General features: G+C 62.1%; 12 protein-coding genes and 3 pseudogenes. 3 read left to right on the top strand and 12 right to left on the bottom strand.

The features are described 5' to 3' along the window. Nucleotides 1-104: 104 nt before the first annotated feature. The 9 genes and pseudogenes from BLW24_RS08245 to BLW24_RS08215 form a co-directional block, all read right to left on the bottom strand. Entirely contained in the window at nucleotides 105-1,334 is a 1,230-nt protein-coding gene (locus BLW24_RS08245; RefSeq protein ID WP_090379035.1) for a nucleoside recognition domain-containing protein, read from the bottom strand. 190 nt (nucleotides 1,335-1,524) lie between these two features. Then, a complete protein-coding gene (locus BLW24_RS25560) occupies nucleotides 1,525-1,800 on the bottom strand; it encodes a hypothetical protein (RefSeq protein WP_139272652.1) in 276 nt (91 codons plus the stop codon). Next, complete coding sequence (gene xrtQ / locus BLW24_RS08240; protein WP_090379033.1) at nucleotides 1,797-2,918, bottom strand: exosortase Q; 1,122 nt, start codon at nucleotides 2,916-2,918, stop codon at nucleotides 1,797-1,799. The genes BLW24_RS25560 and xrtQ overlap by 4 nt, the downstream gene beginning before the upstream one ends. Then, nucleotides 2,918-3,289, bottom strand: a complete 372-nt coding sequence (locus tag BLW24_RS26150; RefSeq protein ID WP_208600154.1) for a PEP-CTERM sorting domain-containing protein — start codon at nucleotides 3,287-3,289, stop codon at nucleotides 2,918-2,920. The genes xrtQ and BLW24_RS26150 overlap by 1 nt, the downstream gene beginning before the upstream one ends. Next, nucleotides 3,240-4,940, bottom strand: coding sequence for a VIT and vWA domain-containing protein (locus tag BLW24_RS08235; protein WP_208600153.1), 1,701 nt, complete (start codon nucleotides 4,938-4,940; stop codon nucleotides 3,240-3,242). Before BLW24_RS08235 ends, BLW24_RS26150 begins: the two co-directional genes overlap by 50 nt. 216 nt (nucleotides 4,941-5,156) lie before the next feature. Continuing rightward, nucleotides 5,157-5,614 (bottom strand): annotated as a pseudogene (locus BLW24_RS08230) (inhibitor of vertebrate lysozyme family protein). Between the two features lie 10 nt (nucleotides 5,615-5,624). After that, nucleotides 5,625-5,789, bottom strand: a complete 165-nt coding sequence (locus BLW24_RS08225; RefSeq protein ID WP_090379030.1) for a DUF1328 domain-containing protein — start codon at nucleotides 5,787-5,789, stop codon at nucleotides 5,625-5,627. A 78-nt stretch (nucleotides 5,790-5,867) separates the two neighbouring features. Continuing rightward, nucleotides 5,868-6,302: a ferritin-like domain-containing protein gene (locus BLW24_RS08220; protein WP_090379027.1), complete on the bottom strand. Its 435-nt coding sequence runs from the start codon at nucleotides 6,300-6,302 to the stop codon at nucleotides 5,868-5,870. Continuing rightward, nucleotides 6,299-7,165 carry a BON domain-containing protein gene (locus BLW24_RS08215; RefSeq protein WP_090379024.1) on the bottom strand — a complete coding sequence of 289 codons (867 nt, stop codon included), beginning with the start codon at nucleotides 7,163-7,165 and terminating at the stop codon, nucleotides 6,299-6,301. Before BLW24_RS08215 ends, BLW24_RS08220 begins: the two co-directional genes overlap by 4 nt. Before the next feature lie 252 nt (nucleotides 7,166-7,417). Between BLW24_RS08215 and algB the strand changes: the two genes are divergently transcribed. The 3 genes and pseudogenes from algB to BLW24_RS08200 all read left to right on the top strand — a co-directional run bounded on the left by algB (nucleotide 7,418) and on the right by BLW24_RS08200 (nucleotide 11,041). Next, nucleotides 7,418-8,770: a sigma-54-dependent response regulator transcription factor AlgB gene (gene algB / locus BLW24_RS08210; RefSeq protein ID WP_090379021.1), complete on the top strand. Its 1,353-nt coding sequence runs from the start codon at nucleotides 7,418-7,420 to the stop codon at nucleotides 8,768-8,770. Continuing rightward, nucleotides 8,767-10,542, top strand: a pseudogene (locus tag BLW24_RS08205) (ATP-binding protein). Before algB ends, BLW24_RS08205 begins: the two are co-directional and overlap by 4 nt. A gap of 94 nt (nucleotides 10,543-10,636) precedes the next feature. Next, nucleotides 10,637-11,041, top strand: a complete 405-nt coding sequence (locus BLW24_RS08200) for a DUF1330 domain-containing protein (RefSeq protein WP_090379018.1) — start codon at nucleotides 10,637-10,639, stop codon at nucleotides 11,039-11,041. 20 nt (nucleotides 11,042-11,061) lie between these two features. Here the strand turns inward: BLW24_RS08200 and BLW24_RS08195 are convergent. The 3 genes and pseudogenes from BLW24_RS08195 to BLW24_RS08185 all read right to left on the bottom strand — a co-directional run bounded on the left by BLW24_RS08195 (nucleotide 11,062) and on the right by BLW24_RS08185 (nucleotide 14,118). Further along, nucleotides 11,062-12,535, bottom strand: a pseudogene (locus tag BLW24_RS08195) (nucleobase:cation symporter-2 family protein). Between the two features lie 207 nt (nucleotides 12,536-12,742). Beyond that, nucleotides 12,743-13,528, bottom strand: coding sequence for an N-acetylmuramoyl-L-alanine amidase (locus BLW24_RS08190; protein ID WP_090379015.1), 786 nt, complete (start codon nucleotides 13,526-13,528; stop codon nucleotides 12,743-12,745). Continuing rightward, complete coding sequence (locus tag BLW24_RS08185) at nucleotides 13,525-14,118, bottom strand: MarC family protein (protein WP_090379012.1); 594 nt, start codon at nucleotides 14,116-14,118, stop codon at nucleotides 13,525-13,527. The genes BLW24_RS08190 and BLW24_RS08185 overlap by 4 nt, the downstream gene beginning before the upstream one ends. Nucleotides 14,119-14,206: the final 88 nt, after the last annotated feature.

Below are 14,206 nucleotides of genomic sequence, written 5' to 3'. Positions count from 1 at the left end.
GAGGAGCAAAGCTACGAAGCCCAACGCCGCTTCAACGTCCTGTTGGGCTTCGCGGCGCTCAACGCCAACCTACGGTTCTTGCGCAGCAGATCGTTACCGAACGCTTAGCCGAAGAACCAGTAACAGACGAAGATGGCCGCCACCACACCGGCCAACTCGGCCAGCAGCGCGCAACCCACAGCATGCCGCACGCGCTGGATGCCGACCGCGCCGAAGTACACCGCTAGCACATAGAAGGTGGTTTCCGTACTGCCCTGGATGGTCGCAGCAATCAACGCCGGGAAGCTGTCGACGCCGTGAGTCTGCATGGTTTCGATCAGCATGGCGCGCGCTGCGCTGCCGGAGAACGGCTTGACCAGCGCGGTGGGCAGCGCCTCGACAAAGCGCGTATCCCAACCCACGGCTTCGACCAGCCAGCGAATGCCATCGAGGCCGAACTCCAGCGCACCGGAGGCACGCAGCACGCCAATCGCGCAGAGCATCGCCACCAGATAGGGCAGCAGGCTCTTGGCCACATCGAAGCCTTCTTTCGCGCCTTCGACAAACTCCTCGTACACCGCAACCTTCCTCAACGCGCCGAGCAGCAGAAACAGCAGGACGATACCGAACAGCGTGAGGTTGCCGGCCAGCGACGACAGCGCCGCCAAGGCCGTGGCGGACATAGTCGCCAACACGGCCATAAAGCTACCCAGCAGCAGCGCACCGGGGATCAGGTACGCCAGCACCACCGGGGCCCACAGGCGCAGGCGCTGCATCAGCGCCACCGACAGCAAGCCGACCAGGGTCGAGGCGCTGGTAGCCAGCAGAATCGGCAGAAACACCAGAGTCGGGTCCGGCGCACCCTGCTGGGCGCGGTACATAAAGATGGTCACCGGCAGCAGGGTCAGCGACGAGGCGTTAAGCACCAGAAACAGGATCTGCGCATTAGTCGCCGTGGTGCTGCTGGGGTTGAGGGTTTGCAGCGCGCGCATGGCTTTCAGGCCAATCGGCGTGGCGGCGTTATCCAGGCCCAGGCCATTGGCAGCGAAGTTCATGGTGATCAAGCCGAGGGCGGGATGACCGCGTGGCACTTCCGGCATCAACCGCGCAAACAGCGGGCCGAGCATGCGCGCCAGGGCATCGACCAGGCCGGCTTTCTCGGCAATGCGCAGCAGCCCGAGCCAGAGGGTCAGGGTGCCGAACAGCAGCACCATCACCTCGACCGACAACTTGGCCATGGCAAACAGACTTTCGACCATGGCAGCGAATACCGCCGGGTCGTCACCGAGCAACCAGCGCGAAAGGCCGGCAATGGCCGCCACCACGAAAAAACCCAGCCACAGCCAATTGAGCATGCCGTATCTCCCCCCCGATCAATGGTCGGGATGATAGCGCGGCTTAGCAGGCTGTTGAAAAACTACCTGCGTTGCCATCGCGGCGTTAAAAACAGGCTGGGGTGGGGTTAACCGCTTGAGCCGCGAGGCATACAACACTAGCAGTCGCCGGGCGGAGAGGGCGAAACCTTGTCCGCCGCAGCGGGCGCTTTCACAACCGCTCAGCCGTACTCACAGCTCGCCATGGCCCCACCGAGCTCCCACTGAGCGCCGACCAGTACCAAGCCGAGTTATCGCTAAAACTCTGCCCAGCGGCGTCCTCGATGTACTCGCATACACGCAGGTCGACGCCATGACCACTGGCGACAAAACAGCGCTGCAAGCCGGCGCCATCACTGCGCTGCTCCAGATGGATGGCCTGAATGCGATACCCCAGACCGCGGTAGCAGTCTGCGGCCGGATGCAACTTACGCGTGGGACGAGTCACATGGCGCAGCGTGACCGCCCGCGCGCCCGCACTAAAACGGGCGATAGCACCGGGAAACTGCGCGGCGAAACGCTGCTCCACCGCCGACAAGGCCAAAGGTTGCAGTGGCTCGCCAGCGTATTGCGCTGGCCACTCGACAAAGCTGCCATACCTTGGCTCAATAGCCGCAGGCGCTGCCAACAGCGGCCACAGCGCCACAGCGCCACAGCCACGAACGCCGTGAGCACCACCACTTGCAACGCCGGCTGCAACGACGGCCGGTGGCCCGGCAGCTCAGGCGCCAGTGGCGCAAGCGTGACTTCGTGGGCCACACCGTTCGCCATCATATAGCGCAGCACCAGCGCACAAACGCCGATGAACACCAGCAAGCCGGTGCCCTCGTGCATCCAGCCGGGCCAATCCAGGCGCCCGGTTTCCTGCAGGATCAGCAGGCTATTGCGCAGAATATTGCCGGCCAGTATCAACACCCCGAGCAGCGGCAAACGGCGCAGTAACTGACGATCGCCCATGCGTAGCCAGGCGGCGGTGGCGAACGCAGTGAAGTAGGCGACCCAGGCCATCTGAATGCCCGAACAGGGTGCATCGACCATGATGAGTTGCCCGGACACTTCCAGCGTGCTGCCCTGGCGTAGCACCTCCAGCCCGCCGGCGCGCAGCAACCAGGCGCTGACCTCAGCGGTCAGCACCCGCAGCGGATAGCCGATAAAGAACTGCAGGGACGACATGATCGGCAGCGCCAACAAGCCCAACCCCAGCCAGGCCAGCAGCGCCTGGCCCGGCGCGCGCAGCGCCAGCACCCCGGCGAACAGCGTCAGCACCGCCACTACCGCGCGCAATAACGGCGGCAAGCCTGGCACCAACCCGGCCGCCGCGCAGAGCAGCACTGTCAGCAGTAACCAGGGCAGCCGCGGCGCGGCCGATAACTGGCGGCGCTCGCGCCAGAGCATCAGCACTAAGGCAAGCAGCGCGACTATGCCGAACGGATCGTCGGAGCCATCGCTCATTCGCCGCGCGCTCCACTGCCACACCGGCCACAGCGCCAATGCCGGCAGCAGCAACCACAGCCACGTCGGCGGGTTAGCCCCTACGCGCGACCAAGCCATTGGGAGCGCCGACATCACTCAAGTTGCTCCTGACGAGCATGCTGGCGCGCCAGCCAACCCATACCCAGAGCCGCGACCAGCAACATCAGCCAGGTACTCGGCTCCGGGGTGCTCGACACCAGCGCACCTATCGCCTGATTGCTCACGCCCTGGGGCAACGGCAGCGCTTGCTTGACGCTGGCGGCAGCGGCCGGGTCGGGGTTGCGCACCTGTTCGTCCACGGCGATAAACGAGGTGTAAGGCGTCAGCAGGCTGTATTTCAGACCCAAGTCGAGAATCGCCTGGCTATGGACGTAGTCACCTTCGAGGGTTTCCTGATCGGTAAGGCTGGCGACCTTATGCCGCGCCCATAAATAGCCCAGCGCCCGATTGTTCTCGCTGGCCATCTCGGGTTTGATCGGTACCTCGATACGGCCCGGCCGCGCCGCGCCCCTCCACTTGCAGGCTGCCGCGCGCCTCGCCGCGCCATTTGCCGAACACTACCAGAGGCCGCTGAGCGAACAGATCCGGCAGGGCCACGGGCTCGACGTCATAGACCTGCAAGCCAGCGAAACGCACCTGCGGATTGGCCAGCACCGGCGCATCGATCATCTGCCGAAAGCGCTCGGCCTGCTCGTCCGCCGCCGCCTCGTTGAGGACTACAAAAGGCTCGCCTTGCCCGGCCCGCGCCAGGCCCTCGATCAGCTGACGATTGACCGAGCTGCCAATACCGAAGGCGAACATATTGGCCTTGTCCAGATTGTTGCGCACCAGCTCGAAGGCCTCGCGTTCAACCGACACAAAACCATCGGTGACCACTACAAAGCTACGCGCCCGCTCGGGATCGCTCGGCACAGCCAGTGCCTTGCGCAACGCCGGCAGCAGCTCGGTGCCGCCCGAGCCCATCGTGGTGTCGAGCATACCCAACGCAGTCTCGATATTCGCTGGGGTAGCCGCCTGCGACTCATCGGCGAGCATGCTGCTACTGCCAGAGAACAACAGCACATTGAAGCTGTCGACCGGGCGCAAACGCCCGAGCAGATTCTTCAGCAGGCGCTTGGCGGTATCCAGCGGGAAGCCATGCATGGAGCCGGAGATATCCACCACGAAGATATATTCGCGCGGCACCAGCATCTGGCTTTTCACCTTCGCCGGCGGCGCGATCAAGGCCAGGAAGAAGTTATCTTCGGTGCCTTTGGACAGCAGCACGCCGCTCTCGAAAGTGGCGCCACTCAAACGATAGTCGAGGATGAAATCGCGGTTATTGCTCTGCCCCGCATCGCTGCCCAGGCTGACCCGCGCCTGACTCGGCGTGCTCTGTTGCAGTTCGATCTTGTGGCTTGGCGAGCGGATATCGGCCAACGGCACCGGCGACTGCAACTCCACCGCGAGCGAGAAAGCATCGCCCGTCGCTTCGCCCTCGGGCAAATATGGTGTGCTGACCCAGGGGCCAGCCTTGTGGCTCTCACTGCCGGCACTGCCGTTGTAGCGCGGCCCGACCACGGTAGGGAAAACGAAGCTGTAGACGCCATCGGTGGGCAGCAGCAACTCGGTATAACGCAGCTCCACGTCGACCACATCACCGGGCAGGATATTGGCGACATTCATCTGGAATACATTTTCGCGCTGTTGTTCGAGCAGGGCCGCAGTTTTACCGGCGCTCTTGGCCTGTTGATATTCCTGCTGGGCCTTCTGCTTCTCGCGGATCTGCGCCTGTAGTTCACGCTCGCCCAAGCGCACGGTCATGCCGTACACCGCCGCGCGGGTCGAGCCGGGAAACACATAACGCGCCTCCAGCGCCCGCGTACCCTCGTTGCGGTATTGCTGAACAACCCGCACATCGGCGATCACCCCCAATACCCGCACCTCGACTTTGGTGGCCTTGAGCGGTAAGCGATCCACTGCGGGATCGTCGCTCTGTACCGCGAAATAAGGACTTTCGCTGTGCTCGGCGGCGGATTGCTCGCTGGCCAGCGCGGGCTGCGCCAGAACCAAGGCGATCAGCAGCACAAACCGGCGACCGACGCTGATCTTAGGAATGGATAAACAATCAAACATGGCGAAGTTCCCCGTAAGTTATGCAAACACGGGGGCCATGCTGAGGTCGCTTTGTGGTGGGAGTTAGTAGTCGTTGTGGCGATTGTGTGGATTCTTGCATCCACAGATCGCCATAACGGAGCTGCGCCACTTAGCTGGCCGTTGAGAAACCTAGGCGAGGCAGCCGAGACAAGGCAAAAACAGGCGAGGAAGCGCAGGTGATTATTCAACCACCTGCTAGTACCAGTTTGGATCGCTCTTCAGTTGCTCCTGCAGCAACTGCTGAGTCCCTTCGTCCGGCTCGCCAAGCTAGCGCAGGGTGGCGTGCTGGCTGGGAGCCCTGTCCGTCGGCAGGCCGTCGGGCAGTTGCACATAGAGTGCATAGGCGTCTTCCTTGTCCCAGCTGAAGGCCACGTAGAGGCGCTGGTTGAAGCAGTTGTGCGCTTCGCACAGCTGGCCGACCAGGTACTTGTCGCCATCATCATCCAGGCTTTGCATAGGGCTGGCGATGCCGTTGAGGTTGATCACCCACTCCGGCAAACGGCTTTCCTCTTGCACCAGATCCTGCCAGCTTTGCTGATAAGCAGGGTCACTGGCGAGCAGTTCATTGAGGCGGAATTGGCCGTCGGTGTCTGCGGCCAAAGCCGCTGCTTGCCGCCCAGCAACAGGGCGGCAAGCAGCGTCTTGATGGTCATGAGTGCTCCTTTAGCCACGCGGACGACGGCCCATGATGAACGAGACGATAAACATCACCAGGAACACCACGAAGAGAATCTTCGCGATACCCGTGGCGGTGCCGGCGATACCACCGAAGCCCAGAACTGCAGCGATGATGGCGATAATCAGAAAGGTAATGGCCCAACTCAGCATGGCGATACTCCTTGTCTACTCAGGTGTGCGCCGCGGCGCTAGATGACCCGGTGTGGCACAGGCCACACCGTAGCGTGCTTACTGCATGGACTGCTTCAAGGTGCGCATACGGTCATGATTGGCACGAACTTTCGGCATTTCTACCGCCAACAGGGCCTGCACACTCGGCTCTGAACCTTCTAGAGCATCCTCAAACGCATGCAGAATGCGGTCTTCGGCTTCTTCCAGTTGCGCCACGTAGGTGGCCTCGGTGTCGCTGGCCAAGCTAGCTTTGGTATCGGCATAAACCTGACGCAGCTTGCCGACAAAGGTACCGCCGCTGGCCGGGACTTCCTGGTTGGCGGCAACTTTCACCGACAGCGCGCGGATCAACTCGCTCTTGCTCTGCGACATGTCGCGAAACAGCACCTGCAGGCGTACGTCCTTCACTTCATCGTGAGCGTGCTGGTAGAAGCGCTGGCCGTCACGGGTGATTTCGATCAGTTCGTTGAGTTGTTCGGTGGTGTCAGTCATGGTGGATCTCCTGTGAGATGTAGCGGCTGCCCAAGCGGCAAGGCAGCCTCAGACAACAGGTAGCGGGCGGTTTCAACGGCCAATTGCTTCTCGGCGTTGCTCAGCACACTGCCGCTGAGGCTGACCATGCCCTTCTGGGTGTCGACCGAAATATTCAAACCGTCGAGGTTGCGGCTATAGATAAAGCTGGATTTCACCTTGCTGGTGATCCACGCATCGCTGATCGCCGCAGCGGTTTCATCGGCCGCGTTCTGTGCCTTGGCCGCACTGCTGTCAGTGGCGCTAACGCTAAGCAGGTTGTTCACCTCACGCACGCCTTCGGTGCTGGCCGCCAGACGACCGGCCAGGTCCTTGGCCTCAGCGCTCTGCGCACTACCGATCAGGCTGACTTTGCCGTTGAGCGCGTTGACGTTGATGTCCAACCCTTCGGTATTACTGTTCCACAACAGCTTGGATTTCACCGTGGCTACCAGAGTTGCATCGTCAAAACGTTGCGACAGGTTCGGCTCGGCGCTGGCCTTGGCTTCGAAGTTCGGCTCGAGGGTCAGCAGGTTGTCGACCTTCTTCACCCCTTCAATACCCAGGGCGATCTGATCAGCCAAATCGCGCTCGACATCGGTTTCCACCTTACCGGTCAGCTTGGCGCTGACGTTTTCCACATCCACGTCGATGGTGAAGGGGTTGAGGTGGCGGTTAAGGGCAAACGCAGTCCAGATCGAGCCTTCCTGGCGCGCCTCGCTCAACGCACGGCTGGTATCACCCTCGGCAGCATAGGCAGCGAAAGGGGCCAGGACGATCAGGCCGGCGGTCGCAGTGGCCAGAGCCAGAGCCAGAGCCAGAGCCAGAGTTTTCAATTGATGCATGGCAGTTCCTCCAATGGATAACAATCAAGCAGACGGCCGTTTATCGCCGTCGTTACTGATAGATGGCAAGTGCCATGCCAGCTTTATCTATCGATATAAGTTCATAAATATCAATAACTTATTAAAGATCAGCGAAGACGCCAGGCTTGCAGCTTGCATGATCGTCACAGAACAGCCGTGCAACTTGCACGACGCACCGTGGGCTAACCCTGTGCACGCAATGACTGGGGGCGGGACAAGAAGGAGATGGCTATGCACGCAAGCACAGAAGAACACTGTCTGGGACGCATTCTGCTGGTGGATGACGAGAGCGCCATCCTGCGCACCTTCCGCTATTGCCTGGAAGACCAGGGTTACCAGGTGAGTACCGCGAGCAGCGCGGCCCAGGCCGATGCCTTGTTGCTGCGTCAGGTCTTCGATCTGTGCTTTCTCGACCTGCGCCTGGGCGCGGATGACGGCCTGGAGGTGCTGGCGCAGATGCGCCTGCAGGCGCCCTGGATGCGCGTGGTGATCGTCACCGCGCACTCGGCGGTGGACACTGCCGTGGATGCCATCCAGGCCGGTGCAGCGGATTATCTAGTCAAGCCGTGCAGCCCGGAGCAGCTGCGCCTGGCCGCCGCCAAACAGCTGGAAGCGCGCCAGCTGATCGAACGCCTGGAGCGCCTGGAAGGCTATGTGCGCAAGCCCGGCGATGGTCTCGACTCGCAGAGCCCGGCGCTGATGGCGGTGCTGCAAACCGCCAAACAGGTGGCCGACACCGACGCCAATATCCTGATTCTCGGCGAATCCGACACTGGCAAGGGCGAGCTGGCGCAGGCCATTCACCGCTGGAGCAAACGCGCGAAGAAGTCCTGCATCACCATCAACTGCCCGTCACTCAGTGCCGAACTGATGGAAAGCGAGCTGTTCGGGCATAACCGCGGCGCTTTTACCGGCGCCAGCGGAAGCACTCTGGGGCGGGTCAACCAGGCCGATGGCGGCAGCCTGTTCCTCGACGAAATCGGCGATTTTCCCCTGGCCCTGCAGCTCAAGCTGCTGCGCTTTATTCAGGACAAACAATACGAGCGCATCGGCGACCCGGTGACCCGCCAGGCCGATGTAAGGATTCTCGCGGCGACCAACCTCAATCTCGATGAGATGGTTCAGCAGGGGCGTTTTCGTGAAGACCTGCTGTATCGCCTCAATGTCATCACCCTGACCCTGCCGCCGCTGCGCGAGCGCCGCGAGGACATCCTCGACCTGGCCGAGCGTTTTCTCGCGCGCTTTGTCGTCGACTATACGCGCCCCGCGCGCAACTTCAGCGACGAAGCGCGCGAGGCGATGCTGAGCTACGCCTGCCCGGGCAATACCCCCGAGCTGCGCAATGTGATTGAGCGCGCCAGTATCATCTGCAGCGAAGAGCTGGTGCAGGTCAGCCACCTCGGGCTGAACGCGTCGAGCAGCCAGTGCGCGCCGCAGATCGGTGACCAGCTGAGCCTGGAGGCCCTGGAAAAAGCCCATATCAGCGCCGTGATGGCCAACAGCGAAAGCCTCGACCAGGCGGCCAAAACCCTCGGCATCGACGCCTCTACCCTGTACCGCAAGCGCAAGCAGCTCAGCCTGTGAACCTGCGCAGCCGGCTGTTTATCAGCAGTAGCGCGCTGCTCACCGTGGCTATTGTCGGGCTGCTGCTGGGGATGTTCAGCGTGTTGCAGCTGACTCAGGTGCAGAGCCAGGCGATGACCCGCAATTTGCAGATCATCGACGCCAGCCTCGGATTGCGTTAGGAGCTGGGCAAGCAGGTGATTCTGCTGCTCGCCGAAGACCTCGACCGCGAGGCCCTGAAAGCCTCCGATCTGCAGTTCAAACGCTGGCTGCAACGGGCCGCCGCAAGCGCAACCGATGACAGCGACCGCCAGGCGATTGCCGAAGTCGAGCGCGCCTACGCCAACCTCGATGACCTGCTGGCCAAACCCCTGACCGTACGCCGCGAGTTGCTGCGCAATGACAGCTTCGGCCGCGCCATCGAAGCCCTGCGTGATCGCATCAACGCGGTACAGACGCGCTACGTTGATGCCGCCGCATACGAAGAAGCCCGCGCACGTGAGCGCGCCTGGTTGATCGCCGGCTTGCTCGGAATGATCGGCCTGGCGGTGCTGGTGATCGGCTTTGTCCCCGCGCATAGCATCGCCCAGCGCTTCGTCCGGCCGATTGAGGCTTTGGCGCGGGCCGCTGACCAGATCGGTCAGGGCGACTTCCAGGTCACCCTGCCGCTGACCCCGGTGGCGGAAATGTCCGCGCTGAGCCAGCGTTTCGGCCTGATGGCCGAGGCCCTGCGCGAATTCAAGAACAGCGATGTCGAAGCATTGCAGGCCGAGCAGCAACGCCTGCAGGCGGTACTCGACAGCATCGATGACGGCCTGCTGATCTTCGATTGCGCCGGCCGGGTCGAGCACGTCAACCCGGTGGCCCTGTGCCAGTTGGGCTGGGGCGCCGAGCAGCTCGGACAGACCCTCGATGTGGCGCTGCAACGCGCCGATCTGGCCGAGCAGCTGCACAAGGTGCTGCAGGGCGAGAGCCTGGATGAGTTGCTGGACGATGTGCAGGTGCAGGTCGACGGAGAGAAACGCCTGCTCGCCTACAGCCTGTCAGGCGTCAGCCACAGTGAGGGGCGGCTGATGTGCGCGGTGATGGTGCTGCGCGACGTGACCGAGCAACGCGCCTTTGAACGGGTGCGCAGCGAGTTCGTGCTGCGCGCCTCACACGAGCTGCGCACCCCGGTGACCGGCATGCTGATGGCGTTCGCCCTGCTGCAGGAGCGCCTGCAGTTTGCCGCCGAGTCCCGCGAGGCCGACCTGCTGACTACCGTGGACGAGGAAATGCAGCGCCTGCTGCGACTGATCAACGATCTGCTGAATTTCTCGAGCTACCAGAACGGCCTGCAAGCCCTGGAGCTGTCGGCCTGCGCTCTAGAGCCACTGCTGCTGCAAACCCAGCAACGTTTCAGCACCCAGGCCGCCGAACTGCAGGTCAGTCTGGCCTGCGAGGTGCACGGCGAGCTGCCGGACGTACAGATCGACCCGCTGCAGATCGAACGGGTGCTCGACAACCTGATCGGCAACGCCCTGCGCCACAGCCACCCTGGCGGGCACATCCGCCTGCAGGCACGGCAGCAGGACGAGCGGGTGGTGCTTAGCGTGGAAGATAACGGCGAGGGCATCCCCTATCGCCAGCAGACGCGGATCTTCGATCCCTTCGTCCAGGTCAGCCGCAAGAAAGGCGGCGCCGGTCTCGGCCTGGCGCTGTGCAAGGAAATCGTCCAGCTGCATGGCGGACAGATCGGCGTGCATTCACGCGCAGGGCAAGGCGCGCAGTTCTATGTGGCGTTGCCGGTTTAAGGCATCGATTACGCGCAATCAGCAAGGCTGATGCAGATTGCCTGTTGGCCGATGCATGCCGACACTGGGCGCTCCACACATGAGGAGCGCCGCCATGCCCAGCATCAACCCCAGTCCTGACCAACTGGCCGCATTCACCGCCAAGGTGGCGGATGACACGCCGCTGCTGATGCTCAACCTGCTGCGCTTTCAGGCCCAGGCCAGCTACCCCAACGGCAGCATCCATGCCCCTTGCAGTGGCCGCGAAGCCTATACACGCTACAGCCAGACGGCGCTGCGCAAAGTGCGCGGAGTGGGTGGTGAGGTGCAGGTCATGGCCGCCGCACAAGCGGCCCTGATTGCCCCAGCGGACGAGCAGTGGGATGAACTGCTGTTGGTGCGTTATCCGTCCAAGGCGGCCTTTCTCAGCATGCTTGCCGACCCGGAGTACCGCACAGCCACCGAACACCGTACGGCGGCCCTGGCCGACTCACGCCTGATCGCCACCACGCCGCGTTAATGACGTGGTGGCCAGCCCGGCTAGTGCCCTGACGCTTCCTTGATCAGCGGCACTTCCTTGCCCTCGGCGTCGAACAGCTTGCCGCCCTTGAAGTAATCGCCATCGTTGAGTGCGGCAATGTCCTGGTAACGCAGGGTACGCTCGTGGCCGGCAACAAATACCGACTGCTGGTCCGAGTTGCCGGTCTTGAAATGGTTGAAGGCCAGGTTGAGCGCAATCGCCATGATCGCCGCCGAGCTGATGCCCGAGTGGAAAATGGTCTCGAACCAGGTTGGAAAGTGATGATAGAAGGTCGGCGCAGCAATCGGGATCATGCCGAAACCGATCGAAGTCGCGACGATGATCAGGTTCATGTTATTGCGGTAATCGACCTTGGACAGGGTGCGAATCCCGCTGGCCGCCACGGTGCCGAACAGCACCACCCAGCACCGCCGTGGGCACGGCAGCAACCAGACGACCCATCACCGGCAGCAGGCCGAGGGTGACCAGAATCAAACCGGCCGAGGCCACCACATAGCGGCTTTTCACCCCGGTCACGGCCACCAGGCCGACGTTCTGGGCAAAGGCACTCTGGGTGAAAGAGCCGAAGATCGGCGCAAACACGCTGGAGATCATGTCCGCACGCAGACCGTTACCCAGGCGTTTGGAGTCGACCTTGGTTTCGATGATGTCACCGACCGCGAGGATGTCCGCCGAGGTTTCCACCAGGGTGACGATAATCACGATCAGCATCGAAATAATGGCCGTGACATGAAAGGTCGGCATGCCGAAGTGGAACGGACTGGGCAGCGCCACCATCGGCCCCTCAGTCACCTTGGAAAAATCCGCCATGCCCAGGGCCACGGCTACCAGGGTACCGATGACCATGGCCAGCAGGATCGACAGGCGCGAGATGCTCGAACTGCCCAGTTTGCTCAACAGCAGCACGGTGACCAGGGTCAACGCGGCCAAGCCGATATTGGCCATGCTGCCGAAATCCGCCGCGGCACTGTTGCCGCCCATGGCCCAACGCGCCGCCACCGGCATCAGCGTCAGGCCGATGACGGTGATGACAATGCCATTGACCAGCGGCGGGAAGAATTTGGTGATTCGCGAGAATACCGGGGTGATCAACAGCCCGATAATCGAGGCTGCGATCACCGCGCCGAACACCGCAGGGAGACCGCCGGCGCCGTCACTGCCGAGGATCGCAATCATGGTCGCCACCCCGGCAAAGGACACCCCTTGTACCAGCGGTAGCTGTGAGCCGAAGAACGGCAACCCGAGGGTTTGCAGCAAGGTCGCCAGGCCGCCGGCAAACAGTGAGGCGGCGATCAGCAAGCCGATTTCGGCAGGGGACAGACCGGCGGCCTGACCAATGATCAGGGGCGCCGCAACGATGCCGCCGTACATGGTCAGTACATGCTGCAGGCCATAGGCGAGGTTGGCACCGATACCAAGGTTTTCGTCTTCCGGACGCTGCGCGGACGACGGCGTAACAGGTGAAATCGTCATGCTGAGTTGCTCGCTGTTGTTTTTGTGCGAGCAATGTAGACAAACGAAAAGTGTCTTGGCTACAACTTTGTATACATTTCAGATCAAAAGAGCGTCGCCAAAACGAATCATGGACGCACAGTCTAAAAGCAAACATGTAGACATAAAGAACCGCCGAGGCAGACTCTGCTTCGGCGGTTAACAATCACTAGAACCGAAAAGCGCGACTTAGTACTGCGTAGCCATTCCGGCCAGCACCACCAATAGCGCCGCCGTTTCGGCGTCCGGCTCGCCGTCATAGCGGGCCGGGCGGTATTTCATCTGCAGGGCGGCGATCACGTTACGCGTGGCCTGGTCCAATTCGCCATGGCTGGGCACGGCATAACCCTGGCGTGCCAGCTGCTCCTGAAACCACTGCACGCTTGGCAGACTGGCACTGAACAGCGCCTGCTGACGTGCCACGGCACCGGCATCTGGCCAAGGCATCAGGCCGGCATCGGCCAGACGTTTCCAGGGGAACAGCGGGCCGGGGTCGACCTTGCGCTGCGGCGCGACATCGCTGTGCGCCAGGATGCTGCCAGGTGGCAACTGGTGGCGCTGCATGATGTCTTTGAGCAGCACAATCAGTGCATCGATCTGCGCCGGGGCAAAGGGCTGCCAGTAGCGACCATTGGGCCCGTCATAGAAACCCTGATTGACTAGCTCGATGCCAATCGTGGTGCCATTTAGCCAGGTACGCCCCTGCCACTGGCTGTCGCCGGCATGCCAGGCGCGGCGGTTTTCATCGACCAGGCGGTAGATGGTCGGCGGGGCTTCGCCGATAAGGTAATGACTGCTGACGTCGGTCTCGGTCAGCAGCTGCAGCGAGCGCGCCATGTCGGTGGAGGTGTAGTGCAGCACGATGTACTGCACGCGGCTGTTCTGTCCAGTGGCGGTATGGCTGTCGTCGATGTGTAAACCGCTGCTGCAACCGGCCAGCGCTAGAAGTAGAAAACTGAGGCAAAGAACTCTCATGGGCTGATATGCAACACGCTTTGCAGGTTATCCAGCAGCATATCGACGCTGAGCATGATCAACAGCATGCCCATCAGCCGCTCTACTGCGGTCAACCCGCGAGGTCCGAGAAAACGCTGCAGCAACGAGGCCTGCAACAGAATAAATGCGGTCGCCGCCCAGGCCAGCAGCACGGCGGCGTAGAGCTCCCAGAGCGGCCCGTCGTGGGTATTGCGCAAGGTCATCAACACTGCCAGAGCGGAAGGCCCAGCCACCGCCGGGGTGGCCAATGGCACCAGCATCGGCTCGCCATCCGGCACATCACCCAACACCCCTTGCGGGCCGGGGAAGATCAGGCGCATGGCGATCACGAACAGGATGATACCGCCGGCAATCGCAGTTGCCTCCCGCGACAGGCCCAGGGCGCTGAGCACTTTGTCACCAAAGGTAAGGAACAGCAGCAACAGTGCCAGAGCAAACAACAGCTCACGCGCGGCAACCCACAGGCGACGCTTGGCCGGCACGTTCTTCAGTGCGGCGATAAAGATGGCGATATTGCCGAAGGGGTCGGTGACCAGAAAGATCAACGCGGCGATGCCGAAAATATCCATAGCTACTCCTCAACAGATCGGCAGAGTTTAGTGCCTCTGGCAGTAGAAAACGCCTTTGATCCGGCAGAACAACCACGCTGGTCTATTG

Source organism: Pseudomonas anguilliseptica, from assembly GCF_900105355.1.
Taxonomy (GTDB): domain Bacteria; phylum Pseudomonadota; class Gammaproteobacteria; order Pseudomonadales; family Pseudomonadaceae; genus Aquipseudomonas; species Aquipseudomonas anguilliseptica.
This window is presented reverse-complemented; position numbering and strand designations above follow the sequence as displayed.